A 24493-nucleotide genomic window follows, 5' to 3' on the forward strand; every position below is an offset into this window, starting at 1 on the left:
CCGTACCTCGGCTGTTGCCGTCCCAGGGGCCCTGTCGCCGGTGCAGGATGCCCTGTCGGCCGTCCCGTCCGACAGGGCGACAACCGGACAGTTCTGCGCCGGGAGGCCTGAACGGGCCCTGTCGGCCACCCGTCCGGAATCATCACGCCCGCCAATACCGGGCATTGTGCCGAATCCGTCACCGACACCCGGCGAAACGTCAAGCCCACACATCCGGAGATCCCCTCCATCTGGCGAATCCCACCCGAATCCGCCCCGGCGCGCCGCCGTTGTGATCAAGCTCGACGGCGTGTCTCTGTACGGATCACTCCTCGCGCGGCCGCTCGCGGCCCTCGGGCTCGTGTGGCTGCTCGCCGCACCGGTGCCCGCCGCCGCCGACGCCTGCGCCTACGCCTCGACCGACTCGGGCGGTTCGCGGATCGCGGTGGCGGTCGCCGGCGGCGGCCACCACGACGGCGACGGCCACGGGAACGGCGACGGTCACGGGAACGGCGACGGGAAGGGCCACGGCAAGGGCAAGGGCCACGACCACCACGGCGACGGCAAGGGGAAGGGGCACGGGCATCACCACCACCACCCGAAGCCCTGCGACCCCGAACCGCCCCCGCCGTGCCCGTCGCCCACGCCCACACCGACGCCCACGCCCTCCCCGACGCCGAAGCCCACACCGAAGCCGACGCCGAAGCCCGAACCCCCGTCCCCTTCCCCGACACCGACGCCGAAGCCGCCCCCGCCGCCCGAGCCGGTTCCGCCGCGGCCCGCGCCGAAGCCGCCGGCCGCCCGGCCCGCACCCCGTCCGGAGCCGCCGTCCCCCGCGCCTCCGTCCCCGAGGCCGCCGGAGCCCGCGCCCGCGCCGCCTCCCCCGTCCCCCACGCCGACGCCCACCGCGCGGCCCCGGCCACCGGCCCCCTCGCCCGTGGCGCTGCCCCACTACCGCCAGGCGACGCAGACCAAGAAGCAGGGAGGCACCTCCGTCGTCACGGCGACGCTGATGATCACCGCCCCCGCCGTGCTCGCGACGGCGATCCTGCGCCCCCGGTCCAAGTGACCCGCGGCACCGGCGATCCGACCGATCCCACCGACTCACCGCCCCTCTGAATCCCGCCGGAGGAATCCATGTCCGAATGGCTTGTTCTCTCTCTCGCGATGGCCGCCGCATGCGCCGTCGTGCTCACCATCGTCGTCATCAACAACCGCCGCATCCCCGAGGACGACGATCCGAGCGAAACCCCCGACGTCATCGAGTACATGACGATGATGATCGGCGTGATCTACGCGATCGTCCTCGGTCTGGCCATCGCCGGCGTCTGGGAGGCCCGGGGGGCCGCCCAGGAGACCGTGCGTCAGGAGGCCCAGGCGATGCACGAGATCTCGGCACGCGCCGAGGTGTACCCGCAGGCGGTCCGCGACCGGATCCGCGCCGACGTCGACGCGTACGTCTCGTACGTGGTGCACGACGAGTGGACGCACATGGCCGAGAAGGGCGAGCTCAGCGACGAGGGCACCGCGCTCCTTGAGCGGGTGCGGCGCAGCGTCACCGACTACCAGCCGGCCAACGACTTCGAGGGGCAGGCGTACCAGCCGCTGGTGGACCAGGTGGCCGCCGCCGACGACGCCCGGGGCGCGCGCGGGCAGAACGCGGGGGCGACGATGCCGGGAGTCGTCTGGTTCGGCCTGATCATCGGGGCCCTGGTCACGGTCGGCCTGATCTTCACGCTGCAGATCCGCAGAACCGGCCGGGAGCTGCTGCTCGCCGGGCTCTTCAGCGTGCTGATCGCCTTCCTGCTGTTCCTCATCTGGGACTTCGACGCTCCGTTCGGCCGGGGCATCTCGGCCACCGCCGCGCCGTTCACCGATCTGTTCCCGCAGATCACAGGGTGAGCCGGGCCGTGCGGGTGGGCCACCCGGGGGACATCGGTGCCCCATTCGCACGTCTGGGATCGCGGTTGTGATAGTGCGCTCCTAGCGTTTCGGGCAACGAGGTGCACGGCCCTTCGCGGGACCCCCTTCCGCGGCTGCCCCTCGGGACCCGGAGGATTCACCATGCGCGCGATACGTGCCGCGACCACTGCCCTGTTGGGGGCGGCCGCCCTCGCCCTGGCCGCCCCCGCCGCCCTCGCGGCGGACGGTGCTCCCGCGACCGGTCCGCGGGCACCCAGGGCCAAGGCACCGGGCGATTTCGTCGTGTCGCCCGCCGTCGTCGCCCCGGGCGGCCGGCTGACGCTGAGCGCCCCCGGCTGCGCCAGTACGGCGAGGGCCTCGGCCGGCATCTTCGACACCGTCACCATCGCACCGGGCGCGACGGCCTCGGCCACGGTGGACACGGACGCCAAGCGCGGGGCCGTCTACACGGTGCTGTTCAACTGCACGGGCGGCGTGCAGGACACCGTCGCCCTGACGATCAGCGGCTCCCCCACCGCCACCCCGACCATCAGCGCCACGATCCTCACGCCCCCGCGCGGGGTGCGGGGCGGTCTCGGCGGTTCGATGGCCCCCAGCTCCACCGAACTGGCCGTCGGCGGGGCGCTGGTCCTGGCCGCCGCCTCGGGCGGCGCGGTCTACGCGGTCCGCCGCCGCTCCGGCGCCGGCCGGGGTCACTGAACGGGCGTCGTGGCGGCCCGGACCGGAGCGGTGCACGGCGCTTCCCGACGCCGGTGGACCGGTGCGCACCGCCCCCGGACGCCCGTCGCCCCCGGGTCCCTGCGGGGGGACTCGGGGGCGACGGGCACAGCGGGCCGACCGGGAGGTTCGGCCGGTCAGACTCCTGCGCCGGTCATGCGTCGGCGGCGGGCGATGAAGACTCCGCCACCGAGAGCGGCCGCGGCGACGAGAGAACCGCCGATGGCCATCTCCGTGGAGCTCGGAGCCATCGAACCGCCGAGGCCACCCTGCGCGCCCTGGCCGGCGAGGACCCGGAACGGCTGGGTGAGCGTACGGCCGTTGCACTGCACGGCCAGGTTGTACTGGCCGGGCGTGGCGTTGTTGAAGATGCGGGGAGTGGCGGTGGAGACCCCGTTGACGGCCGGGGAGAGCGTGGTCGTCGCGAAGGCGTTCGACGTGACCGTGCCACCGGCGCAGCCCCGGACGGTGACCGTGAGGATCGCGCCCTGGTGGACCGCGAAGGGGGACACGGATACGCCGTTGGAACCGTCTCCGCCCCGCTCGGCCTGGAGAGGGCTGACCGTCACGTTGCTGGGCCCGTTGGTGGCGGTGGCGAGGGGGGCCGCGAGTCCGAGCGCCGCGAACGCGGTCGCCGTCACCGCCAGAGTGCGTGCAGCACGCATGGTTGAACCTCCTGTGGAAGACGCCCCAAAGCGGTGCTCCGGGAGATTCGACGAGTACGCCTTCCATGACGAACCATCACAAACCGGGGCGAGCCGTGCATGTCGACACTGGGCCACCCCGGTGAGGCGACCCACCGGGCCAAGGCCCCCCTGAGGCAGCGGAGCCGCAGGTCACAGCCGTTCAGGATGCTTATCTGACGATTACTCGGATGGGTCAGCCGCCCTGTCACCCACCTGCACCCCGCGCCCCCTTCGGCGTTCGCTCCGGCGCTCTCCCCCGCGTCCACCCGCTCTCGCTCCGGCGCTCGCCTCGGTCGAGGCCGGCCGAGACCCTCCGTCCGCACGTCCGTCGGCGGGCCGGACACCCGTCCGGCGGCGGCCCCCACCCGTTCGCGCCGTCCGGCGCGACGGCCCGGGTGACCGCACTTACCGTTCTGACGACGCCGAGAAGGGAGAACCATGCCCCCGAAGGACTTCCGCGTCTTCGAGCGCAGGAGACGCCGACCCTGGGGCGTCCTGGCCCTCGCCATGCTGTCCGGGCTCGCGATGATGCGCAACGGGGTGGACGTCGCCCTCGGGCCGCCTCAACCCGCCGCGGCCGCCCGGCCGGTGGCGCACCCGGTCGCCCCGCCGCCACCCGCCGCGAGTGCCGGTCTGGAGCCGTTGCCGTTCGCACCGGCGTCCCGGATCAAGATCCCGGCGATCCAGGTGGCGGCCCCCGTCATGGACGTGGGCCTGGACGCGGACGACTGGGTGGCGGCGCCGCCCCCGGAGGACCCCAACCTCGCCGGCTGGTACCAGAACGGCATCGCCCCCGGCCAGCGCGGCACCAGCGTCATCGTCGGCCACGTCGACAACGCGAAGGGACCGGCGGTCTTCTACGGCCTGGGCTCCCTCCAGAAGGGCCAGCACATCGAGGTCGAGCGGTACGACGGCCGGGTCGCGGTCTTCGAGATCTACGGAGTCGAGGTGTACGCCAAGGACAACTTCCCCGGCGTGCAGGTCTACGCCGACAACGGCGAGCCGGAGCTGCGGGTGATCACCTGCGGCGGCGGCTACACGCGCGCGCGTGGCTACGACGGGAACGTCGTCGTCTACGCGCGCATGGTCGGCTCGCGCTGACCGCGCGGTCACACAGGAGGGCCCCGGCACCCGAGGTGCCGGGGCCCTTCCGCCGTACCCGCGCGGTCAGCGCCGGGGGACGGTGATGTGGTAGCCGGCGTCGAGGAGTTCGGGCAGGTAGCGGCGGAGCGCGGCCACGCTCTGGGAGCGGTTGCCGCCGGCGTCGTGGGAGAGGACGACGACGCCGGGTGCGGCACCGTCGAGGACGCGGCGGACGATGGTGCCGGTGCCGGGTTCCTTCCAGTCCAGGGTGTCGACGGTCCAGGCGAGCGGTTCCATGCCGAGTTCGGCGCCGATCTCGAAGGAGTGCCGGTTCCAGGCCCCGTAGGGCGCGCGGTACCAGAGCGGGGCCGTGCCGAGGGCCCGCTCGACGACCTCGCTGGTGGAACCCAGCTCGTCGCGGATCCGGGAGGGCCTCAGTTTCGGGATGAGCGGGTGGGACCAGGAGTGGTTGCCGACGACGTGCCCGTCCGCGGCCATCTCCCGCAGCAGGTCCTGGTTCTCCACGGCCATCTCGCCGCAGACGAAGAACATCGCCCGGCAGTCGTACCGGCGCAGGGTCTCCAGGATGCCGGGGGTGTAGCGGGGGTCGGGCCCGTCGTCGAAGGTCAGCACCATCGAGCGGCCGACGCCGGACATGCTGAGGAAGGGCCGCTGCCGCACCGGCGGGACCGCGCGCCGGAAGGCGGGGGGCGCGTACGCGGTCATGGGCTGGAGCCGGTACGCGGACGGGCGCGGACGTCCGGCCTGGGCCTGCGGGCCCGCGGCCGGGCCGGCGCGCCCCGGGCCGGACGTGCCCCGGGGGGTGGAGGCGGCGCCGGCGGCCGTATCGGGCGCGGCGAAACGGTCCGCCGCGAAGACTCCGACGGTGGCGGTGGCCCCGAGGGCGGCGGCGAGCCGCAGCACCGTCCGGCGCCCATGAGGCATCTGATCCTTTTTCATGACCAATGGTTCCTACGGGCGACGCTTCGCGCGGCTCCACGACACCGGCCCCCTGTCCGAAAGCACCCGATGAGCCGATAGCCTCGAAGGGTGAGCGCACAGCAGCCCGGCCGGTTCGAGCGCGGCACCGACGGCCCGAAAGTGATCATGGCGGGGGTCGACGGCTCCGCCTCCTCCCTGCGCGCCGCGGCGTACGCGGCCGGGCTCGCCCGGCGCCAGAACGCCCTGCTCGCGCTCGTGTACGTGCAGCCCGTGATCCCGGCGGGCGCGGCGCTCGGCGCCCCGGTGACCGGGACGACCGAGGAGATCGCCGAGGACCTCGTCGCGGAGATCCGGGCCTCCGCCGAGCGGGTCAAGGACCTGTGGCGGATCCGGTGGGAGTTCCGCACCTTCCGCGGCGACGCCCACGCGGGCCTGGTCCAGGCGGCGGAGGAACTGACGGCGGACGCCGTGGTGGTGGGCGCCTCGGAGTCGGCGGGGCACCGCTTCGTCGGCTCGGTGGCCGTCCGGCTGGTGAAGGCGGGCCGCTGGCCGGTCACCGTCGTCCCGTGACCGGCCGGGCGTACCCCTCGCCCTACTCCCCCATCACCAGTCCGTCCTTGCCGGCCCCCCGGCCGAGGACGACCTGACGGATCGTGTCGCGGAGGGCCGCCCGGCGCGCGTCCCCGTCGTCCGCCGCGCCGAGGTTCACCACACGGCCTTGCGCGGTGTCGAACCACTGGGGGACGAACTCCGCCTTCGTGACCTCCCAGCGTCCGCCGGCGGTCCTGGGCGGGGCGAAGGTGAAGCGGCCGATGCTGCTCTGGTTGCCGCGCGGGTCGTGGGCGCCCTCGTGGTTGATCATGTCTCCGGCGATCTGGTCGCCCATCCCGTAGACGATCCAGGCCCCGTTGACCTTCTCGTACGCCTGCGGGACGTGGGCGTGCGTACCGATGATCAGATCGATGTCCGGGCGGCCGCCGGTGCGCGAGGCGGTCAGGGCGCGGCCGAGGGAGAGCTGCCGCTCGTCGGGTTCGGTCTGCCACTCGCTGCCCCAGTGGACGCTGACCACGACCACGTCGGCGCCGGCCGCGCGGGCGGCGCGGGCGTCGGCGATCACCTTGTCCTCGTGAAGGAGCTGGACGGCCCAGGGCTGCCCCTCGGGCATCGGGTAGCCGTTGGTGTCGTAGGTGTAGGCGAGCTGGGCGACCGTGGCGCCGCCGGCCTTGAGCAGGGTGGGCCGTGCCGCCTCCTCGGCCGTACGGGCGGAGCCGGCGTGCCGGACACCGGCCCGGTCGAGCGCGTCGAGGGTGCGGCCGAGGCCCGCGGCCCCGTCGTCGAGGGTGTGGTTGGACGCGGTCGAGCAGGAGTCGTAGCCGGTGGCCTTCAGCGCGGCGGCGATCTCGGGGGGCGACTTGAAGGCGGGGTAGCCGGTGTAGGGCCCGCCCTCCTCGCCGTACACGGTCTCCATGTGGCAGATGGCAAGGTCGGCGCGGGAGACGACGGACCTGACGCCGGAGAGCATCGGGCCGAAGTCGTACCCGGCCCCGTCCGCGTCCTCGCTCGCCCGCCGGATGACCGAGTCGTGCGGGAGGATGTCGCCGGAGGCCACGAGGGTGAAACCGGCGGGGGCGGGGGCCCCGCCGGGGGCGGCCGACGGGGCACCGGTCCGCCCGGCCGCCGCCCCCGGGGTGTCCGTCCCTCCCGCCGGGCCGCTCCCGCCGGTGCAGCCGGTCGCCGCGGCGAGCAGGAGCGCGGCGAACGACGCCGCCCCCGCGTGTCTGGTGCGTGAGGTCATGTCCGGCACTCCGCCCAATTCATGTGATGAACATCTGTTCTGATGAATTCATCTTCTGGGAAAGCCGCAGTCAAGGGTCAAGGCCGCATGGGGTAACGAACCCCGCCGAAACGGACGCACCGGCTCCGCCCGACCGTTCGCCGTGCCATTCGCCGCTCGGTGCGACCGTTCGCCGCAGACCGCTGTCCGTTCCCTGTCGCCCGCTGTCCGGATGCGCTCGTATACGCCCCGGACGACGAGCCGCGGGAGAGGCGGGCACGATGACGACGGCGACGACGGCGACGACCGACGAGCGGACCCTGGAGGAGCTGCAGCGTGACCACGGTCCGGCGCTGCTCTCCTTCCTGCTCGGCCTGACCCACGGGGACAGGCAGCGGGCCGAGGACCTCGCCCAGGAGACCCTGGTACGGGCCTGGCTCCACCCCGAGGCCTTCGACGGCCCCTACACCTCGATGCGCCCCTGGCTCTTCACCGTGGCCCGCCGCCTCGCGATCGACGCGCGCCGCTCACGCCTCGCCCGGCCCGCCGAGACCGGCGACGGCGTCCTCGCGGTGACGCCCGACCCGGCCGACGCCACCGCCTCGGCCGATGCCGCCCTCGACGTACGGGCCGCCGTGCGGGAGCTGAGCCCCGAGCACCGCGCGGTGCTCGTCCGGCTGTACTTCCACGGCCTCACCGTCAACGAGGCGGCCGTCGAGCTCGGCATCCCCGCCGGGACCGTCAAGTCCCGCTCCCACTACGCGCTGCGGCAGCTCGGCCGCTCCCTGCCCGGCTACCGGCCGCGCCGCGCGGCCGTTGCCCGGGCCCGTGCCGGGACCCCACAATGACGCCGTGACGCTGACACTCACCGCCGCCGAACAGGTCCTCGCCGACAACTTCGCCCCCTGGGTCCTCGATCTGGGACTCACCGTCGAATCCGTCGTGACCGCCGAAGCCGCCGACGGCCACGAGGCCGTCCTCCGCCTCCCCTGGTCGGACCGGCTCGCCCGGGAGGGCGGTGGCCTCTCCGGACAGGCGCTGATGGCAGCCGCCGACACCGCGACGGTGATCGCGGTCGCCGCGGCCCGGGGCGGCTTCGTGCCGATGACCACCGTCCAGCAGTCCATCAGCTTCCAGCGCGCGGTCATCGGCGCCGACGTCCTCGTGCGCGCCCGGCTCACCAAGACCGGGAAGCGGATGGCCTTCGCCGACATCACCATGACGGCCGAGGGCACGGAGGAGACCGCCGCCCACGCGACCGCCGTCTACGCGCTCCTCGGCTGAGCCGCCGGATCTCCCGCCCCACCCGCCACCACCGACCCGCCCGGCACCAGCAATCCCATCGGTACCGATCCGGCCGGGAAACGTATCCGAAACCACACGGGCGAGTTGAGCAAAGCGGGACCCGCGGGCGCCCTTCACGGAGGAGGCTCTCCCCCGAGCCCCTGACGTCCGGGGCCCTCACGTCCGGGAGAAGGTGGGAGCGTTGCTGCCCGAGAGCACGAACGGCGCCGGTGGCACGAGCGGCGGCGGCCTCGCCGTCCCGATGGCCTGGCTGTGCGCCGAGTACCTGGCCGACGAGGTGCTGCGGGCCGCCGCACTCGTGGCCCCCGGCTCCCTGGAGTACCGGGCCGGCCTCCAGGCCCTGGCCCTCACCGTCCACCTCGCCGGGGAACCGGACGGACCGGCCGACGCGTGGGCGCCCCGCCGGGTCGACGAGTGGCTACGGCACACGGCGTACGACCGGCCCTGGCCGCCCTGGGTCGAGGAGCGGCTCGCCGCGCGACAGGCGGCCGGCGGCGACGGCCCCGACCTGGCGCTCGCGCGGACCGCCTGGCGCCGCCTGCGGGACACCTGGATCCGCGCCGCCGACCTCGACGGCCGCACCGACCCGGAGAGCCCCGTCGACGAGGCCGAGCAGATCTGGCTCCCCGCCTGGAAGCTGGGCCTGCCGCTGGCCCATCTCTCGCTGCACCTGCGCTGACGGCTCAGGGTGCCGAAGGGTGCACCCCCGGACGGTACTTGGGTACGCGTACCGTCACCTTCATCCCGGCACCGACCCCGGTCTCGATGACGAGACCGTGCTCCGCCCCGTACACCTGGCGCAGCCGCTCGTCCACGTTGGACAGGCCGATGCCGGAGCCCGCCGGATGCTCCCCGCGGAGCACGGCGCGCAGCAGTTCCGGGTCCATGCCGATGCCGTCGTCCTCGACGGTCACCACCGCCTCGGCGCCCGCGTCCCGGGCGGCGATGGTGACCCGGCAGCCCCGTTCCCGGTCCTGGAGGCCGTGCTTGACGGCGTTCTCCACGAGCGGCTGGAGGCAGAGGAACGGCAGGGTCACCGGCAGCACCTCGGGGGCGATCTGCAGGGTCACCTTCAGACGGTCCCCGAAGCGGGCCCCCGCGAGCGCCAAGTACTGCTCGATGGAGCGCAGTTCGTCGGCGAGCTGGGCGAACTCGCCGTGCCTGCGGAAGGAGTAGCGGGTGAAGTCGGCGAACTCCAGGAGGAGCTCCCTGGCCCGCTCGGGGTCGGTGCGGACGAACGAGGCGATGGCCGCGAGGGAGTTGAAGATGAAGTGCGGGGAGATCTGGGCGCGCAGGGCACGGATCTCGGCCTCCACGATCCGGGTCCGCGAGCGGTCCAGTTCGGCCAGCTCCAGCTGGACCGAGACCCAGCGGGCCACCTCGGTCGCGGCCCGCACCAGGACGGCCGACTCCCGCGAGCCGTAGGCGACGAGCGCGCCGAGCACCCCGTCCTCCCCGGTGAGCGGGGCGATCACCGCCCAGCGCAGCGGGCACGCCGGATCGGCGCAGCCGCTGTGCGCGGAGCGGCTGCGGCCGGTCGCCAGGGTCTCGGCGGCCTGCTCCGGCACGTGCGCGCGGTGGTGCTCCTCGCCCGGCCCGTCCCAGGCGAGGACCGCGCCGCGGTCGGTGAGGCACAGCGCCTCGGTGCCGAGCAGCGAGCGGAGCGTGCGGGCCGCCTTGCGCGCGGTCTCCTCGGTGAGCCCGGCACGCAGCGGGGGCGCGGCGAGCGAGGCGGTGTGCAGGGTGTGGAAGGTGGCGCGCTCGACGGGGGTGCCGAGGTCGGGGTCGGCGGCGCGGCCGCCGCGCCGGGCGGCGAACCGGCCCAGGACGAAGCCCGCGGCGAGCAGCACGGCCCCAGCGGCGGCCGCGGCGGCGAGGGCGATGCCGCTCATCGGAGGGCCTCTCGGGCGGTCATCGGCGGGCCTCCTGGGCGGGGACGGTTCCGGTGATCTCCTCCGGGAGGTGGAGCCGGGCGAGGATGGCGGGGGTGCCGGGCGGGATGCGCCGGGGGGTGGCGAGCGAGACGAGCACCATGCTCAGGAAGCCCAGCGGGACCGACCAGACCGCCGGCCAGGCCATCAGGGTGTGCGGCCAGCCCCCGGGAGCGAGCCCGGCCCGGGTCGCCATCACGGCCGCGAGGGCGGAGCCGCCGCCGAGCAGCAGCCCGGCGACGGCACCGGGCGGGGTGAGCCGGCGCCACCAGATCCCGAGGACGAGCAGCGGGCAGAAGGAGGAGGCGGAGACCGCGAAGGCGAGGCCGACCGCGTCGGCGACCGGGACCTTGGAGGCGACCACCCCGACGGCCAGGGGGACGGCGGTGGCGAGCAGCGTCGCGAGGCGGAAGTGCCGTACGCCGCGGGAGGGCAGGACGTCCTGGGTGAGGACCCCGGCGACCGACATGGTGAGCCCGGAGGCGGTGGAGAGGAAGGCCGCGAAGGCGCCGGCCGCGAGGAGCGCCCCGAGGAGGTCGCCGAGGAGGCCGCCGATGATCCGGTCGGGCAGGACGAGGACGGCGGCGTCGGCGGAGCCGGTCAGGGCGAGTTCGGGCGCGTAGATCCGGCCGAGGGCGCCGTACAGGGGTGGCAGCAGGTAGAACGCGCCGACGAGTCCGAGCACGACGAGGGTGGTGCGCCGGGCGGCGCGGCCGTGCGGACTGGTGTAGAAGCGGACGGCGACGTGCGGCAGGCCCATGGTGCCGAGGAAGGTCGCGAGGATCAGTCCGTACGTGGCGTAGAGCTGGTGTCCGTCGCGGCCCCCGGCGAGCGGCTGGGACCAGCCGAGGGGATCGGCCCCGGTGGCCGCCCGCTCGGGCAGGGGGACGCCCGGCGCGAAGGACAGCGAGGTGCCGCCGAGGACGTGGTGGGTGCCGGGGGCGAGGGTGACGGTCCGCCCGGTGTACGCGACGGAGTCCACGCTGCCGGTGACGGTCACCGTGAGCGGGTCGTCGAGCCCGATCCGTACCGTGTCGGCGACCTCGACGACGGTGTGGCCGCGCAGCACGGCGGGGGCGTCGAAGCGGGCCCGGGGCGCCCCGTCCCCGTACCAGGCGGCGAGCAGGAAGAGGGCGGGGACGAGCAGGGCGGTGAGCTTCAGCCAGTACTGGAAGGCCTGGACGAAGGTGATGCTGCGCATGCCGCCCGCGGCGACGGTGCCGGTGACGACGAGGGCGACGAGCAGACCGCCGACCCAGTCGGGGGCGCCGGTGAGGATCTCCAGGGTGAGTCCGGCGCCCTGGAGCTGCGGCAGCAGGTACAGCCAGCCGATGCCGACGACGAACAGACTCGCGAGCCGCCGGACCTGCGGGGATTCGAGGCGGGCCTCGGCGAAGTCGGAGAGGGTGTACGCCCCGGAGCGGCGCAGCGGGGCGGCGACGAGGACGAGCAGCACGAGGTATCCGGCGGTGTAGCCGACCGGGTACCAGAGCATGGCGGGGCCCTGGACGAGGACGAGTCCGGCGATGCCGAGGAAGGAGGCGGCGGAGAGGTACTCGCCGCTGATGGCGGCGGCGTTGAGGCCCGGCCGGACGGTCCGCGAGGCGACGTAGAAGTCGGAGGTGGTGCGGGAGACGCGCAGGCCGAGGGCGCCGATGAGGACGGTGGCGAGGACGACGGCGGTGACGGCGGCGACCGCGTAGGTCTGGTTCATACGGGACGGTCGACCGTTCTCAGCGCTCGACGAGGCCGGTGAAGTCGCGCTCGTTGCGCTCGGCGCGCCGGACGTACCAGTGGGCGATGGCCCACACGACCGGGTAGACGCCGAAGCCGAGGGCGGCCCAGACGAGCGCCTCGGGTGCGGGCAGCGCGAGCAGCAGCGGCAGCGAGCCGACGAGCAGGGCGAGGGCCCCGAGCGCGGTGAGGGCGGCGCGGAGCTGGCTGCGCATCAGGGAGCGGACGTACGTGTGGCCGAGGGTGGTCTGCTCGTCGATCTCGGACCGGGCCGGCGGGTGGACGGGGCGCCGCCCGCCGGGTGGGGGCACGGCTCCCGGGCCGTGGGCGGAGGCGTAGGTGACGGTCTCGCGCCGGGGCCTGCGCGGGGGGTGGTGCTCCGGCATCGGCGTCCGCTCTCTGACTGGCTCCTTGGAGCGTGGAGTGTACGCAGAGGGGGTGCGGCGCCGGTAGGGGTGCGCGGCTCAGCCGCCGGCCCGTCGCATCAGGAGGTCCCGCAGGTGGCGGGCGTGGCGGCGGCTGACGGCCAGGTCGGTGCCGCCGATCCGTACCGAGGTGGCGCCGCCGTCGAGCCGCAGCTCGTCGATCCGGCCGAGGGCCACGAGGTGGCTGCGGTGGATGCGGACGAAGCCCCGGTCGGCCCAGCGCTCCTCCAGGGTGGAGAGCGGGATGCGGACGAGGTGGCTGCCGTGGTCGGTGTGGAGGCGGGCGTAGTCGCCGTGGGCCTCGACGTAGGCGATGTCGTCGACGGGGACGAAGCGGGTGACGCCGCCGAGTTCGACGGGGATCTGCTCGGGGACGGCCGCGGCGGCGGGCGCGACGGTGGCGTGGACGAGCTCGTGGACGCGGCGGACGGCTTCGGCGAGCCGCTCGCGGCGGACCGGCTTGAGGACGTAGTCGACCGCCTTGAGGTCGAAGGCCTGGAGGGCGAAGCCCTCGTGGGCGGTGACGAAGACGATGTGCGGGGGCCGGACGAAGCCGGCGAGCAGCCGGGCCAGTTCGAGTCCGGTGAGGCCGGGCATGTGGATGTCGAGGAAGACGACGTCGACGGCCTCGTCGCCCTCGGGCCCCGACTCCAGGGCGCGCCCGATCCTGCGGAGCGCGGCGGTCGCGTCGCCCGCGCCCTCGGCGGTGCGCACCCGGGGGTCGGCGCGCAGCAGGTAGAGCAGCTCCCCGAGGGCGGGCTCCTCGTCGTCGACGGCCAGGACACGCAGCATGCGCGGGAGTCTATGTGAAGGGCGCGGGGGTCTATTTGAGGAGTTTCGACAGGCGGCGGTCGGCGAGGATCTTCCCGCCGGTCTGGCAGGTGGGGCAGTACTGGAGGGAGGAGTCGCTGAAGGAGACCTCGCGGATGGTGTCGCCGCAGACCGGGCAGGCCTCGCCGGTGCGGCCGTGGACGTGCAGGCCGCTCTTCTTCTCGGCCTTGAGCCTGCCGGCGGCGAGGCCGTGGGAGCGTTCGACGGCCTCGCGGAGGGTGCTGCGCATCGCCGTGTACAGGGCGGCGGTCTCCTCGGGGGTGAGGTTCTGGGTGGGTTTGAACGGCGAGGTCCTCGCCGCGTGGAGGATCTCGTCGCTGTAGGCGTTGCCGATGCCCGCGATGAGGCTCTGGTCGCGCAGCGCGCCCTTGATCTGGCGCCGCTCGCCGGCGAGGAGGGCGGCGAACTCCTCGGGGCCGAAGTCCTCGGCGAGCGGGTCGGGGCCGAGGCGGGCGACGCCGGGAACCTCCCGCGGGTCGTGGACCAGGTGGACGGCGAGGCGTTTGGTGGTGCCGGCCTCGGTGAGGTCGAAGCCGTCGCCGCCGGTCAGGGCGGTACGCAGCGCCAGCGGGCCCCTGCCGGGCTTCGGCGGGCCGGAGGGCAGCGGGTCCTGCCAGCGGAGCCAGCCCGCGCGGGCCAGGTGGACGAGGAGGTGCAGTTCGCCCGCGGGTCCGGTGGTGGTGAGGTCGAGGAACTTCCCGTGCCGGCCGACCGCGGTGAACTCGGCGCCCTCGACGGCGCTCAGCGGCGGGTCGTACGTCTTGAGGACGCTGATCGCGACGGGCAGGACGCGGGCGATCTCCTTGCCCACCAGGTGCGTGTCGAGGAAGGCGCGGAGCGCTTCCACCTCGGGGAGTTCGGGCATGGTTCCACCCTGCCGCATGCTCCACCCCGCCGCACCGGGGATCGGGCCGCGCGGCGGGCAGCGCTTAGGGTGTGCGACGTGCGTGTACTGCTCGTCGAGGACGACGAAGACCTCCGTTTCGGCGTGGCCGCCGCGCTGCGGGCCGCCGGGCTGGCCGTCGACGAGGCCTCCGATCTGCCCCGGGCCGACGAGGCGCTGTTCGTCACCGCGTACGACTGCGCGGTCTTCGACCGGATGCTGCCGTCCGGGGACGCCGCCGCGTACGTCGACGGTCTGCGGCGCGCCGGCCGGGACGTGCCCGTGCTGTTCCTGACCGCGCGCGACACGGTGGCGGACCGGGTGGAGGGCTTCGCGAGCGGCGGGGACGACTACCTCGTCAAGCCGTTCGCCGTGCCCGAGCTGGTCGCCCGGGTGCGGAGCCTGTGCCGCCGGTCCGCGGTCGTGCGCCCGCCGGTGCACCGCGTCGGCGACCTGGAGATCGACACCGCCCGGCGGCACGTCCGCCGGTCCGGGGTGCTGCTCACGCTGACGAGCAGGGAGTTCGCGGTCCTGGAGGTCCTCGTGGCCCGCTCGGACCAGGCGGTCTCCCGTGCCGAGCTGATCGAGAGCTGCTGGGACGAGATGGCCGAACCCCAGTCCAACGTCCTGGAGGTGCTCGTCTCCCAGCTCCGCCGCAAGCTCGGGGACCCGCCGCTGATCCACACCGTGCGCGGGGTCGGCTACCGGCTCTCGCCCGACGCCTCGCGGTGAGTCCCGCACGCCTGCGCGGGTCGTGGAGCCGTCGGCGGAGCCGGGCCCGCGACCGGTCGCGGACGCTGACGCCGACCGCCCGGGTGCTGCGGCTGCGGCGGCGGATCAGCCTGCTGTTCGCGCTGACCAGTGCCGTGGGACTGGTCGCGATGGCCGTGCTCGCCGTGCGCAGCGACAGCGGCCGCTGGCGGGAGCAGCTCGACCACACGATGGACGCGGACACCAGCTGGGCCCTCGGGCTCCTGGAGACCGACGCCGACGGACAGCTCGTCCTGGACGTCCTGGCGGACTCGGTGGACACCGCCTGCCCTCCGCTGACCGTGCTCCTCGTGGACGGGGACGACCCGGCCGCGCTGACGGTCGAGCACGCGCCGGCGAAGCCCTGCCTGACCGTGAGCCGGGCCGTGGTCCTGGAGGCCGGCCGTGCGGCGGTACGGGCCGACGGCGTGCGGGCGTTCGACGGACGGACCACGGACGGCGGTCCGGTCCGCGTGTTCGCGCAGCCCTTCTACGCGCCGGAGGCGGCGGACGACGCGGGGCCGCAGGGCGTGCTCGTGACCGTGGCCGACGCGACCGCCCAACGGGACGACCACCGGCGGCTCGTGTGGCTGGTGTCGGGCGGCTGCGCGGTGCTCGTCCTGCTGTCGGCGGGCGTCGGGCACGTCCTGTCGGGACGGGCGGTCAGGCCCGCGCTCGCCGCGCTGGACCGGCAGGAGGCGTTCCTCGCGGACGCCGCGCACGATCTGCGGACCCCGGCCGCCTCGCTCCGGACGCTCGCCGAGACGGCGCTGCGCGGCGAGACGGACGGCGCGGACGTGCACCGGCGGACGCTGCGGCTGGCGGAGGGCATGGGCCGGCTCGTCGACGGGCTGCTCACCCGTGCCCGTCTCATGTCCGGTACGGCAGCGGTGGCGCGGCAGCCGCTGCGTCTCGACCAGTTGGTGGAGGCGGTCGCGGAGGAGGTGGTCGAGGCCTCCTCGGAGGGCCATCGGGTACGGGTCGAGGCCGAGGAGACGGTCGTGGTCGCCGACCCCGACCTCGTACGCCGGGCCGTCGGCAATCTCCTCGACAACGCGCTCGCGCACGGCCACGCGCCGGGCGTCCCCGCGGACGTGCTCGTCACCGTGGCCCGGGACGGCACGCTGACGGTGGAGGACGCCGGTCCCGGTCTGCCGCCGGAGGTCGCGGGCGCGCTGTTCGAGCGGTTCCGCAGCGGTTCCGGGTCCACCGGTCTCGGTCTGTCGATCGCCTCCTGGGTCGCCCACGCGCACGGCGGCACGCTCACGGCGGGACGCGGCGATCGGGGCGGGGCGCGGTTCGTCCTCCGGCTGCCGTCCCCGGACTGACCGAGGACCCTTCCTGGAAGGAGCCTCCTCGGGAGGACCTGCCCCGGAAGGAGCCTCCCGGGAAGAACCTCCCCGGGAAGAACCTCTTCAGCAAAACCTCAGCATCCGTGCGTGATCCTTCCCCGGACCGACCATCCAGGGGAGTTCCTCGTGTTCCGCACCACCACCCGCCAGCGTGTCCTCGCCCTCGCCCTCGCCGTCCTCGGCGCCACGTCCCTGGCCGCCTGCACGACCGGGCCGGGCCAGGACGGGAACCGGCCGCGGGCCTCGGCGGCCCCCGCCGACCCGGCCGCCCGGCCCGACCTCCGGCGCTTCTACGGCCAGAAGCTCAGCTGGCGGCCCTGCGGCGACGTCCAGTGCGCTTCGCTCACCGTGCCCATGGACTACGCGCGTCCCGGCGACGGCAGGACCTTCGTCCTGCCCCTGGCGAGGGCGGCCACCGCGGTCGAGGGCAAGCGCCTCGGTTCGCTCGTGCTCAACCCCGGCGGACCGGGCGAATCCGGCGTGAAGCTCGTCGAGGACGGCGTCGCCGAGGACCTCGGCCGCGGCGTGCGGGAGCGGTTCGACGTCGTGTCCTTCGACCCGCGCGGCGTCGGCCGGAGCACACCCGCGCTGACCTGCCTCACCGGGAACCGGGCCGAGGACGAGGAAGCCGCCGTGGACGAGGCGCCGCTCCTTCCCCGTACGGACGCCGAGCGCACCGCGGCCCTCGCCGGTGCGCGGGCACAGGCCGCCGCCTGCCGGAAGGCCAGCGGTCCGCTGCTGCCGCACGTCGGGACGCAGGACGCGGCCCGGGACCTGGACGTGCTGAGGGCGGCCCTCGGCGAGCGGCGGCTGACGTACGTCGGCTGGTCGTACGGCACCAGCCTGGGCACCTCGTACGCCGAGCAGTTCCCCCGCCGCGTACGGGCGATGGTCCTGGACGGGGCGGTCGACCCGTCGCTGGACTGGCGGCAGCGGGTGCTCGGCCAGTCGGCCGGCTTCCGGGACGCGGTCGAGGAGTACGCCGCGTCCTGCGCCGACGTGGTCGGCGAGGGCTGCCCCGGCGCGTCGCCGGAGGAGATACGCGCCCTGATCGACCGGCTCCTGGAGCGGACGCGGCGCGAGCCGCTGCCGGTCGACGGCTCCGAGGACGGTCTGGACGCGGCGGGCCTGGTCGGCGCGCTCAGCCTGTCGATGTACACGCCGGAGGCGCAGTGGGAGGGGCTGTCCGAGGCGTTGCGCGCGGCGGACGACGGGGACGGTACGCGGCTGGCGGCCCTGGCGGCGGGCGACGAGGAGGCCCCGGACGCCGGCGCCGACGCCGGCGCCGACGCCGAGGAGGACGCCGAGGAGGACGCCGAGGAGGACGGCCCCGACGCGAGCGACGTGCCGGAGGACAACAGCGAGGCGGCCCTGATCGCCGTCAACTGCCTCGACGTCCCGCACCCGCGCGACCCGCGGGCCTACTGGGACGCGCTGGCCCCCGCCCGTGAGGCGGCGGGTGACTACGGCACGTCGGGGGTGACGAGCGAGCTGGTCTGCGCGGACTGGCCGGCCGGCACACAGCGGCCGCACCGGGTGGACGCGGCGGGTGTTCCGCCGGTCCTCGTCGTGGGCACCACGGGCGACCCGGCGACGCCGTACGACGAGGCGGTGGGCCTGGCCCGGCAGTTCCCCGGCGGCATGCTGCTGTCCTTCGACGCGCCCGGGCACACCGGGTACGGCCGCGACGCCTGTGTCGACCGGAAGGTCGAGGCCTATCTGGTCTCGCTCACGAAGGTCCGCCCCGGCACTCGGTGCGCGTCGTAGGGTCCGGCGGGTCGAGCAGGTCGAGTTCGGCGGTGAGCGCGGCGGCCAGCGCGTCGAGGTCGGGGACGGCCTCGCCGTCGGCGACCAGGCCGATGTGGACCCGGCCGCCGTACGGGGACATGGCGACGGCGAGGGACTGGCCGCGGGCGAGCGGGGCCATCGGGTAGAGCGCGCGCAGCGGGGCGCCGCCGAGGGAGAGCGCGGAGCGGGGCAGCGGCACCTGGGTGACCAGGAGGTCGAAGAGGAGCCGGGCGGCGCCGGCGGCGAGGGGGGCGCCGAAGCGGTGGGCGAGCGGGTGCAGCTGGTCGGCGAGGAGGGCGACGGCGCCCGCGCCCCGGAAGGGTCCGGCGGCCTTGTTGCGGTCCATGGCGGTCCGCACGGCGGCGAGCCGGGCGGCCGGGTCGGGTTCGGTGACCGGCAGGTCGAGGAGGTAGCCGGAGAGGCTGTTCCCGGGGCCGGCCGGGGCGCCGGGGCGGCGGCGGGAGACGGGGACGAGGGCCCTGGGGTCGGCGGCCGGGAGGGGCATGCCGCGCCCGTCGAACCAGCGGCGCAGGGCACCGGCGACGAGGGCGAGGAGGACGTCGTTGGCGGTGCCGCCGGTGGTGCGGCGGATCCGGTGGACGCGGTCGAGGGGCAGGGTGGCGGTGGCGATCCGGCGCGTTCCGCTGGATTCGGCGGCGAGCGGGGTGGTGGGGCGCGCGTCGAGGCGGCCGGCGCGGGCGACGGAGGAGCCGAGGACCGAGGCGCCGACCTCGACGGCCCGGCCGAGGTCGCCGAGGCGGTCGCGGGCGATGCCGAGGAGGTGGCCGGGCCCGGGGAGCCAGGACCGCGGAGGGACGGGGCGGGCGCGGCGCGCCGGGCGTCGGCCCGCGGCGATCTCGTCGAAAATCCCGGCGCCGATGGCGACGGCCCGCATGCCGTCGGCGAGGGCGTGGTGGAGTTTGACGAGGACGGCGAAGGAGCCGTCGGGGGCGCCGCTGAGCAGGTACATCTCCCAGGGCGGGAGGCCGCGGGCGACGGGGCGTTCCATGAGTTCGGCGGCGAGCCGGGCGGTCTCGGCGGGGAAGTCGGTGCCGGGGAGGGTGATCTCGCGGACGTGCCGGCGTACGTCGAAGTCGGGATCGGCGCTCCAGGCGGCGCCTCCGACGGGGAACAGGACGTCGCGGACGCGCATCCGGAGCCGAGGGACAGCGGCGGCGCGCACGGCGAGCAGTTCCAGGAGGTCGCCGGGTTCCCGTCCGGCGGCGGTGGGTGGGGGTCCGAAGTGGGCGAGGGCCCCGAGGTGCAGGGGGTGCTCGGTGGATTCCAGGTGCCAGAAGGCCAGGTCCAGGGGTGCCAGTAGCTCGCTGCTCACGGTGTCCTCTTGTCCTGCGATGTCACGCGGTGTCCTGCGGAGCCGTACGGGGGTCCTGCGGGTGTCCTGCTGTCCCGTGCGGGGGGACGGGTGAGCGAAGTCAATCGCGTACCGTCAGTTACGGTCAAGTACGATCAGTTCACGCTCAGTTAACACGTTCAGTGCTCCACGGTGAACTCGCACCACACACACTTGCCGCCACCCCGGGACTCCACACCCCAGGTGTCGGAGAGCTGGTCGACCAGGAGCAGCCCCCGCCCGGACACCCCCGCCTCCCCCGCCTCGCGTCGCCGGGGCAGGGCGCTGGACCGGTCCTCCACCTCGACCCGCAGCCTCCGCGGAGGCCCGGTCAGGATCCGCAGGGTCACGATCGCCCCGCCGTCGGTGTGCATCAGGGCGTTGGTCATCAGCTCGTCGGCGACCAGTTCGATCTCGTCGGCGCGCTCCCCCGCGCCCCAGGCGCGGACGGCGGCGCGGATCATGTGCCGGGCCGAGCTGAGCGCCTCCGGGTCGTTCTGGGCCACGTGCTGCTGGAAGCGGCCGGTGCCCTGCGGGTGGTACGTGCCGTGGCGGCGCAGCAGCAGGATCGCGACGTCGTCCTCGCCGCCCCGGTCGGCGACCACGTCGCACAGGTGGTCGGCGAGCTCCTTGAGGTCGGAGGGGCCGCGCCGGACGAGCGAGGAGAGCCACTGGAGACCCTCGTCGAGGTCGGATCCGGGCTTCTCGACGAGCCCGTCGGTGTAGAGCATCAGCGTCTGGCCGGGGTCCAGCTCCAGGGTGGTCACCGGATAGTCCAGGCGGCCGAACTCCGCGGAGAGCCCGAGCGGCAGCCCGCCCTCGACGGGCAGCCTGCGGCAGCGGCCGTCGACCTCCCTGATCAGCGGGTCGACATGGCCGGCGCGCACCACCTGGACGACCCCGGTGGCGAGGTCGACCTCCGCGTAGGTGCAGGTGGCGAAGCGTTCGGTGTCGAGCTCGTGGAGGAAGACCGAGGCCCGGGCCATCACCGTGGCCGGGGGGTGGCCCTCGGCGGCGTAGGCGCGCAGCACGATCCGCAGCTGGCCCATGACGGCCGCCGCGTGGGTGTCGTGGCCCTGCACGTCGCCGATGACGGCGCCGACCCGCCCGCCGGGCAGCGCGATGACGTCGTACCAGTCGCCCCCGATGTCCCGGCCGAGGCGGGCCGAGCGGTAGCGGACGGCCGTCTGGGCGCCGGGCACCTCGGGGATCCGGCGGGGCAGCATCGCCTGCTGGAGCCCCTCGGCGAGGTCGTGCTCCTGCTCGTAGAGCATGGCCCGCTGGAGGCTCTGGGCGATGCTGCTGCCGAGGGCGACGAGCAGGGTCCGCTCGTCCTCGCTGAAGCCGGTCTTGTCGCTGTAGAGCAGGCCGAGTGCGCCGATGGGCCGGGCCTGGGCGATGAGCGGCAGGTAGGCGGCGGCGGTGATGCCGAGGCCGCTGATGTGCGGCCAGAGCACCGGGAAGGACTCGGCGAAGTCCCGGGGCGAGTCGATGAACCGGGGGCGCAGGGTCCGGATGACCTCGCTCATCGGGTACGGCTCGTCCACCCGGGTGAACCGGGTGCCCGGCACGAAGGCGCCGTCCGGTCCCTCGGCGACCAGGTGGATCCGGCCGGCGTCGAGGAGGCCCATGACGAGACTGGCGGCGCCGAAGTGTTCCAGCGCGTGCGAGTCGTTGAGCAGGTCGATGACGTCCTGCACGGTCCGGGCGTAGGCGAGGGCCGCGGTGGTGCCCTCGACGACGCCGGCGCGCCGTCTGCGCCCTTCGTCGAGGCCGAGCCGGGCGGCGGACTCGGTGAGTTCGTGCGTGGCGTCGCGCAGGATGCCGATGATGCGGACGGGCCGGCCGGTGGCGTCGCGGTGGACCATGCCCTGGGTGTGGGTCCACTGGTGGCTGCCGTCGCGCCGGCGGATGCGGAAGTACGCGCCGTACTGCTCGCTGCCGTCCTTGAGCGCCTGGGCCACCAGGGTGTCGAGCTGGCGGCCCTCGTCCGGCAGCACCCGCGGGCCCAGGCTCTCAGGTCGGCCGTCGTACTCGTCGGGGTCCATGTCGAAGACGTCGAGGGCGGCGGGGTCCAGGGTCATGGTGCCCGTGAGCAGGTCCCAGTCGAATCCGCCCATCCGGAAGGCGGCGCCGTAGTCGGCCAGGATCCGTGTCCCGGCCGCCGACTCCTCCGGCGCCTGGCGCCTCCGCGCGATCGCCTCCCCGCCCCCGTTGCCCGCGTTCATGGGGCCACGCTAGGCGCAGCCCCGCGCGGGCGCACCAGGAAGATCCGTTTCACCCCTGGAAGGTCTCCGGCTGGTCGGGCACAGGACCGGCCGGGAAGAGCTCGTCGGGCATGTCCCCGTCCGGGGCGGTGGGCGGCCCGGACGGTTCCGCGAAGGGGTCGGGGAAGGGCTCGGTACGGGGATCCTCGTACGGGTCGGGGTACGGCTCCGTGTACGGATCGGGGGTCGGCGGTTCGGTGCCGGTGCCGCCGGTCCCGGACGGGTCGGGGGCGTCGGGCACGGGGGCCGTCGACCCCGGCGGCACGGGGGCCGGGGAGGCGGGGTCCTGGGACCCGTCGCGGCCCGGGGCGGTCGGGTCGGGCGTGCCGGAACCGGTGAGGGCGCAGGTGTCGGGGTCGCAGGCCGGTTCCACGGCGGGCTTGCGGTCCTCGTCGCCGTCGCTGCCCGTCCGCCGTTCGATCCAGGTGCTGTCCGTGGTGTTCACGATGACCAGGCTGGTGACGACGGAGGCGGTGGGCCGGACGACGATCACGCGGTCGGGGTCGAAGCCGTCCCAGGGTTCGCCCTGGTGGATGCCGCCCGGGTCGGCGCCGGGGCTGCGGAGCGGGTTGCCGCAGGCGCAGCGCACGCGCGGGGAGCCGTACTGGTCGACGAGGACCGAGGTACCGGTCTGGAGGACGGCCTGGAAGGCGTCGGCCCGGCCCTCGCGGTAGCGGTGGTCGGTGACGCGGGTGTCGGCGCGCAGGGCGACCGGGGTGAGGCCGCGGAGCCAGCCGGCGACGTTGGCCTCGGGGATGCCGGCGGCCTCGGCGAAGGCCCGCGCCTTGGTCCGGTCGGCGGCGAGGAGGGCGACCTGCCGTTCGACGTCGCAGCTGCCCACCGCGCGCGTACCGCCGTAGAGGCCGGGGGCGGAGCCGGTGACCTCCCGGACCCGGGGAGCGCCGTCGTCCGGCCCGCGGTCGGGGGCGGCGGGGGCGGCGGTGTTCCGGACGGTGGAGGCGGTGAAGGGGTCGGGGCCGTGGGCGCCGAGCGGCTGCAGGAGGACGTCCTGGACGGGGGCAGCGGCCGGTTCGCCGCCGGCGCCTTCCCACGCGGAGGAGCAGCCCGCGAGCAGCAGGGTCGTGACGAGCGCCGCGGCGGCGAGACCGGTTCGCCGCGTCCGGCGGAGGGATGAGCGCACCTGGTTCTCCCGACTTTCTCTCCTCCGGGCCCGGCGCCCGGTTGCGGCCAGTCCTCCATGTCTGTCGCAGCGCGTGAGGACCCGCAAGCGGAGGGCATCCGACCGGGTAGGGCGGAGCAGCGACTTGAACACGTTCAAGAAAGGCCCTACGCTCGACCCGCCGGTTGAACGCGTTCAAGTGGGGGTGGTGACGCATGACCGCGCTGTCGGTCCTGGTGAGTCCGGTCGTGATGATCGGCATGTTCTGGGTCGTACCGACGGGCCTCGCGCTCCTCGACGGGCCCCGGCCACCGGGGTGGGACCCGCTCCGGCGCGCCTGGCCCCTGCTCGCCGCCCCGGGGGCCCTGGCCCTCTGGCTCCCCCGCTCGCCGGTCTCGGCCACGCTCGCCGGCGTCTACGCCCTCGCCACCCTGGCACTCGCACTCCAGGCCCCGGGCCGGCTGATCCTGACCCGCTCGCTCCGGCCGAGCGAGATCGCGGTCCTCTCCGCCCTGGTGGCGCCGTCCGTCGCCGGTCTGGCGCTCGTCGCCGAGCGGGCCTCGTACCCGCTCTTCGGCTTCGACCTCGACCTCCTCGCGCTGACCGTCCCGCACTTCCACTTCGCGGGCTTCGCCGCCGCCCTCGTCGCCGGACTCGTCAGCCGCGCCTCCGACGGTCCCACCGCCCGCTTCGCCGCGCTCAGCGTCCCCGCCGGCACCCTGCTCGTCCTGCTCGGCTACTTCGTCGACGACTGGGCCGAGCTGGCGGGGGCCGTCGTACTGACGGCCGGCATGGCCGCGGTGTCCGTGCTGACCCTGCGGGAGCGCCGCGACCTCGCCGCCGACCCGCTCGCCCGCGGCCTCCTCGCCGTCTCGGCCCTGGTCCTCGCCGTCACCATGCTGCTCGCGCTCAGCTGGGCGCTCGGCGAGGCGACCGGCCTCCCGCACCTCTCCCTGACCTGGACGGCCGCCACGCACGGCCTGGGCAACGCCCTCGGCTTCGCCGTCTGCGCGCTGCTCGCCCGGCGCCGCCTCCGGACGGACCGCGCCTTCCCGCCCCTTCCGACCCTCCCGCGAACGGAGCTCCCGGCATGACCCGCCTCACGCAGAGCCTCTCCCGTCCCGCACTCCCCCGCCCGAGCCTCACCTACCGCGAGGTCGGCGCCACCCGCACCCCGGAGGAGCTCCCCGCGGACTACCACCACCTGCGGCACAGCACGGTCGTCGGCCGCGGCAGGGCCGCCTTCGAGACCGCGGGGGCGGCCGTCACCACCTGGCGGATGCACCGCGCCTCCGGAGCGCGCGTCCACTCCGACGCCGAGCGTGCCTGGCCCGGCGTCCGGCTGGAGGTGGCGCTGGGCGCCGGCCCGCTCCGGCTCGGCGTCCCCTGCGCGGTCATCTGGACGGCGTACGAGAAGGACCGCGTCGGCTTCGCCTACGGCACCCTGAGCGGGCACGCGGAGTGCGGCGAGGAGTCCTTCGTCGTCGAGCTGGAGCCGGACGGCACGGTCCGCTTCACGGTCACCGCGTTCAGCCGTCCCGCCGCCTGGTACACCCGGCTCGCCGGGCCCCTGGTCCCCCGACTCCAGCACGCGTACGCACGCCGCCTCGGCCGGACCCTCGCGCGCCTCGTCAGGACGTGATCCCGGGCCG

24 protein-coding genes are annotated in these 24493 nt (G+C 74.9%); 13 read left to right on the plus strand and 11 right to left on the minus strand.

Features of this window, described 5'->3' with window-relative positions; all coding sequences use genetic code 11:
* Window positions 1-289 precede the first annotated feature (289 nt).
* The 3 genes from IE237_RS23505 (at window position 290) to IE237_RS23515 (ending at window position 2601) form a co-directional block, all read left to right on the plus strand.
* Window positions 290-1048 (plus strand): hypothetical protein, encoded by a 759-nt coding sequence (locus IE237_RS23505; protein WP_189804289.1) that lies wholly within the window; start codon window positions 290-292, stop codon window positions 1046-1048.
* A 68-nt stretch (window positions 1049-1116) separates the two neighbouring features.
* Window positions 1117-1881, plus strand: coding sequence for a bestrophin-like domain (locus IE237_RS23510; RefSeq protein ID WP_189804076.1), 765 nt, complete (start codon window positions 1117-1119; stop codon window positions 1879-1881).
* Window positions 1882-2043: 162 nt separating this feature from the next.
* Complete coding sequence (locus IE237_RS23515; protein WP_189804077.1) at window positions 2044-2601, plus strand: hypothetical protein; 558 nt, start codon at window positions 2044-2046, stop codon at window positions 2599-2601.
* Between the two features lie 155 nt (window positions 2602-2756).
* On the opposite strand, the gene IE237_RS23520 is transcribed toward IE237_RS23515, so the two are convergent.
* Window positions 2757-3284: a hypothetical protein gene (locus IE237_RS23520; RefSeq protein ID WP_189804078.1), complete on the minus strand. Its 528-nt coding sequence runs from the start codon at window positions 3282-3284 to the stop codon at window positions 2757-2759.
* Between the two features lie 459 nt (window positions 3285-3743).
* On the opposite strand from IE237_RS23520, the gene IE237_RS23525 reads away from it, so the two are divergent.
* The gene (locus IE237_RS23525) at window positions 3744-4406 is read left to right on the plus strand and encodes a class F sortase (protein ID WP_189804079.1); all 663 of its coding nucleotides are present in this window, start codon (window positions 3744-3746) and stop codon (window positions 4404-4406) included.
* Between the two features lie 66 nt (window positions 4407-4472).
* Here the strand turns inward: IE237_RS23525 and IE237_RS23530 are convergent, their stop codons facing one another.
* Window positions 4473-5348: a polysaccharide deacetylase family protein gene (locus IE237_RS23530; RefSeq protein ID WP_189804080.1), complete on the minus strand. Its 876-nt coding sequence runs from the start codon at window positions 5346-5348 to the stop codon at window positions 4473-4475.
* 147 nt (window positions 5349-5495) lie between these two features.
* On the opposite strand from IE237_RS23530, the gene IE237_RS23535 reads away from it, so the two are divergent.
* The gene (locus tag IE237_RS23535; RefSeq protein WP_370468258.1) at window positions 5496-5900 is read left to right on the plus strand and encodes a universal stress protein; all 405 of its coding nucleotides are present in this window, start codon (window positions 5496-5498) and stop codon (window positions 5898-5900) included.
* Window positions 5901-5922: 22 nt separating this feature from the next.
* On the opposite strand, the gene IE237_RS23540 is transcribed toward IE237_RS23535, so the two are convergent.
* Window positions 5923-7125, minus strand: coding sequence for a CapA family protein (locus IE237_RS23540; RefSeq protein WP_189804082.1), 1203 nt, complete (start codon window positions 7123-7125; stop codon window positions 5923-5925).
* A gap of 260 nt (window positions 7126-7385) precedes the next feature.
* Here IE237_RS23540 and IE237_RS23545 point away from each other — a divergent pair, with 260 nt between their 5' ends.
* From IE237_RS23545 to IE237_RS23555, 3 genes are all read left to right on the plus strand, one after another.
* On the plus strand, window positions 7386-7952 hold the full coding sequence (locus tag IE237_RS23545; RefSeq protein ID WP_189804083.1) for a sigma-70 family RNA polymerase sigma factor: 567 nt from the start codon (window positions 7386-7388) through the stop codon (window positions 7950-7952).
* 4 nt (window positions 7953-7956) lie between these two features.
* A complete protein-coding gene (locus IE237_RS23550) occupies window positions 7957-8388 on the plus strand; it encodes a PaaI family thioesterase (protein ID WP_189804084.1) in 432 nt (143 codons plus the stop codon).
* Window positions 8389-8590: 202 nt separating this feature from the next.
* The gene (locus IE237_RS23555) at window positions 8591-9088 is read left to right on the plus strand and encodes a hypothetical protein (protein ID WP_189804085.1); all 498 of its coding nucleotides are present in this window, start codon (window positions 8591-8593) and stop codon (window positions 9086-9088) included.
* 4 nt (window positions 9089-9092) lie between these two features.
* Here the strand turns inward: IE237_RS23555 and IE237_RS23560 are convergent, their stop codons facing one another.
* The 5 genes from IE237_RS23560 to IE237_RS23580 form a co-directional block, all read right to left on the minus strand.
* On the minus strand, window positions 9093-10301 hold the full coding sequence (locus IE237_RS23560; protein WP_189804086.1) for a histidine kinase: 1209 nt from the start codon (window positions 10299-10301) through the stop codon (window positions 9093-9095).
* Window positions 10302-10320: 19 nt separating this feature from the next.
* On the minus strand, window positions 10321-12054 hold the full coding sequence (locus tag IE237_RS23565; RefSeq protein ID WP_189804087.1) for a sodium/solute symporter: 1734 nt from the start codon (window positions 12052-12054) through the stop codon (window positions 10321-10323).
* A 19-nt stretch (window positions 12055-12073) separates the two neighbouring features.
* A complete protein-coding gene (locus tag IE237_RS23570) occupies window positions 12074-12460 on the minus strand; it encodes a DUF485 domain-containing protein (RefSeq protein ID WP_189804088.1) in 387 nt (128 codons plus the stop codon).
* A gap of 78 nt (window positions 12461-12538) precedes the next feature.
* Window positions 12539-13291 (minus strand): LytR/AlgR family response regulator transcription factor, encoded by a 753-nt coding sequence (locus tag IE237_RS23575; RefSeq protein WP_189804089.1) that lies wholly within the window; start codon window positions 13289-13291, stop codon window positions 12539-12541.
* 31 nt (window positions 13292-13322) lie between these two features.
* Window positions 13323-14195, minus strand: a complete 873-nt coding sequence (locus IE237_RS23580) for an Fpg/Nei family DNA glycosylase (RefSeq protein WP_189804090.1) — start codon at window positions 14193-14195, stop codon at window positions 13323-13325.
* A gap of 78 nt (window positions 14196-14273) precedes the next feature.
* On the opposite strand from IE237_RS23580, the gene IE237_RS23585 reads away from it, so the two are divergent.
* The 3 genes from IE237_RS23585 (at window position 14274) to IE237_RS23595 (ending at window position 18082) form a co-directional block, all read left to right on the plus strand.
* Window positions 14274-14945 carry a response regulator transcription factor gene (locus IE237_RS23585; protein WP_189804091.1) on the plus strand — a complete coding sequence of 224 codons (672 nt, stop codon included), beginning with the start codon at window positions 14274-14276 and terminating at the stop codon, window positions 14943-14945.
* Window positions 14942-16291 (plus strand): sensor histidine kinase, encoded by a 1350-nt coding sequence (locus IE237_RS23590; protein WP_229842846.1) that lies wholly within the window; start codon window positions 14942-14944, stop codon window positions 16289-16291. The genes IE237_RS23585 and IE237_RS23590 overlap by 4 nt, the downstream gene beginning before the upstream one ends.
* 150 nt (window positions 16292-16441) lie before the next feature.
* Window positions 16442-18082 carry an alpha/beta hydrolase gene (locus tag IE237_RS23595; RefSeq protein WP_189804092.1) on the plus strand — a complete coding sequence of 547 codons (1641 nt, stop codon included), beginning with the start codon at window positions 16442-16444 and terminating at the stop codon, window positions 18080-18082.
* Here the strand turns inward: IE237_RS23595 and IE237_RS23600 are convergent.
* From IE237_RS23600 to IE237_RS23610, 3 genes are all read right to left on the minus strand, one after another.
* Entirely contained in the window at window positions 18045-19436 is a 1392-nt protein-coding gene (locus tag IE237_RS23600; RefSeq protein WP_189804093.1) for a wax ester/triacylglycerol synthase family O-acyltransferase, read from the minus strand. The two genes, IE237_RS23595 and IE237_RS23600, sit on opposite strands and share 38 nt — an antisense overlap.
* Window positions 19437-19594: 158 nt before the next feature.
* Window positions 19595-21682: a SpoIIE family protein phosphatase gene (locus IE237_RS23605; protein WP_189804094.1), complete on the minus strand. Its 2088-nt coding sequence runs from the start codon at window positions 21680-21682 to the stop codon at window positions 19595-19597.
* A 49-nt stretch (window positions 21683-21731) separates the two neighbouring features.
* Window positions 21732-22862, minus strand: a complete 1131-nt coding sequence (locus IE237_RS23610; protein ID WP_189804095.1) for a DUF6777 domain-containing protein — start codon at window positions 22860-22862, stop codon at window positions 21732-21734.
* 203 nt (window positions 22863-23065) lie between these two features.
* Here IE237_RS23610 and IE237_RS23615 point away from each other — a divergent pair, with 203 nt between their 5' ends.
* Together IE237_RS23615 and IE237_RS23620 are read left to right on the plus strand one after the other, a co-directional pair.
* Entirely contained in the window at window positions 23066-23935 is an 870-nt protein-coding gene (locus IE237_RS23615; RefSeq protein ID WP_189804271.1) for a YndJ family protein, read from the plus strand.
* Window positions 23932-24483 (plus strand): DUF1990 domain-containing protein, encoded by a 552-nt coding sequence (locus IE237_RS23620; RefSeq protein WP_189804096.1) that lies wholly within the window; start codon window positions 23932-23934, stop codon window positions 24481-24483. Before IE237_RS23615 ends, IE237_RS23620 begins: the two co-directional genes overlap by 4 nt.
* The last annotated feature ends 10 nt before the right edge of the window (window positions 24484-24493 follow it).

The organism is Streptomyces tanashiensis (genome assembly GCF_014648895.1).
Lineage (GTDB): Bacteria > Actinomycetota > Actinomycetes > Streptomycetales > Streptomycetaceae > Streptomyces > Streptomyces tanashiensis.

Excerpts from the sequence above, each read along its gene's own strand:
- IE237_RS23525 (WP_189804079.1), top strand. The coding sequence starts at position 3,744 with ATGCCCCCGAAGGACTTCCGCGTCTTCGAGCGCAGGAGACGCCGACCC.
- IE237_RS23560 (WP_189804086.1), bottom strand. The coding sequence starts at position 10,301 with ATGAGCGGCATCGCCCTCGCCGCCGCGGCCGCCGCTGGGGCCGTGCTG.
- IE237_RS23620 (WP_189804096.1), top strand. The coding sequence starts at position 23,932 with ATGACCCGCCTCACGCAGAGCCTCTCCCGTCCCGCACTCCCCCGCCCG.
- IE237_RS23515 (WP_189804077.1), top strand. The coding sequence starts at position 2,044 with ATGCGCGCGATACGTGCCGCGACCACTGCCCTGTTGGGGGCGGCCGCC.
- IE237_RS23570 (WP_189804088.1), bottom strand. The coding sequence starts at position 12,460 with ATGCCGGAGCACCACCCCCCGCGCAGGCCCCGGCGCGAGACCGTCACC.
- IE237_RS23545 (WP_189804083.1), top strand. The coding sequence starts at position 7,386 with ATGACGACGGCGACGACGGCGACGACCGACGAGCGGACCCTGGAGGAG.
- IE237_RS23575 (WP_189804089.1), bottom strand. The coding sequence starts at position 13,291 with ATGCTGCGTGTCCTGGCCGTCGACGACGAGGAGCCCGCCCTCGGGGAG.
- IE237_RS23540 (WP_189804082.1), bottom strand. The coding sequence starts at position 7,125 with ATGACCTCACGCACCAGACACGCGGGGGCGGCGTCGTTCGCCGCGCTC.
- IE237_RS23520 (WP_189804078.1), bottom strand. The coding sequence starts at position 3,284 with ATGCGTGCTGCACGCACTCTGGCGGTGACGGCGACCGCGTTCGCGGCG.
- IE237_RS23580 (WP_189804090.1), bottom strand. The coding sequence starts at position 14,195 with ATGCCCGAACTCCCCGAGGTGGAAGCGCTCCGCGCCTTCCTCGACACG.
- IE237_RS23565 (WP_189804087.1), bottom strand. The coding sequence starts at position 12,054 with ATGAACCAGACCTACGCGGTCGCCGCCGTCACCGCCGTCGTCCTCGCC.
- IE237_RS23530 (WP_189804080.1), bottom strand. The coding sequence starts at position 5,348 with ATGAAAAAGGATCAGATGCCTCATGGGCGCCGGACGGTGCTGCGGCTC.
- IE237_RS23510 (WP_189804076.1), top strand. The coding sequence starts at position 1,117 with ATGTCCGAATGGCTTGTTCTCTCTCTCGCGATGGCCGCCGCATGCGCC.
- IE237_RS23605 (WP_189804094.1), bottom strand. The coding sequence starts at position 21,682 with ATGAACGCGGGCAACGGGGGCGGGGAGGCGATCGCGCGGAGGCGCCAG.
- IE237_RS23535 (WP_370468258.1), top strand. The coding sequence starts at position 5,496 with ATGGCGGGGGTCGACGGCTCCGCCTCCTCCCTGCGCGCCGCGGCGTAC.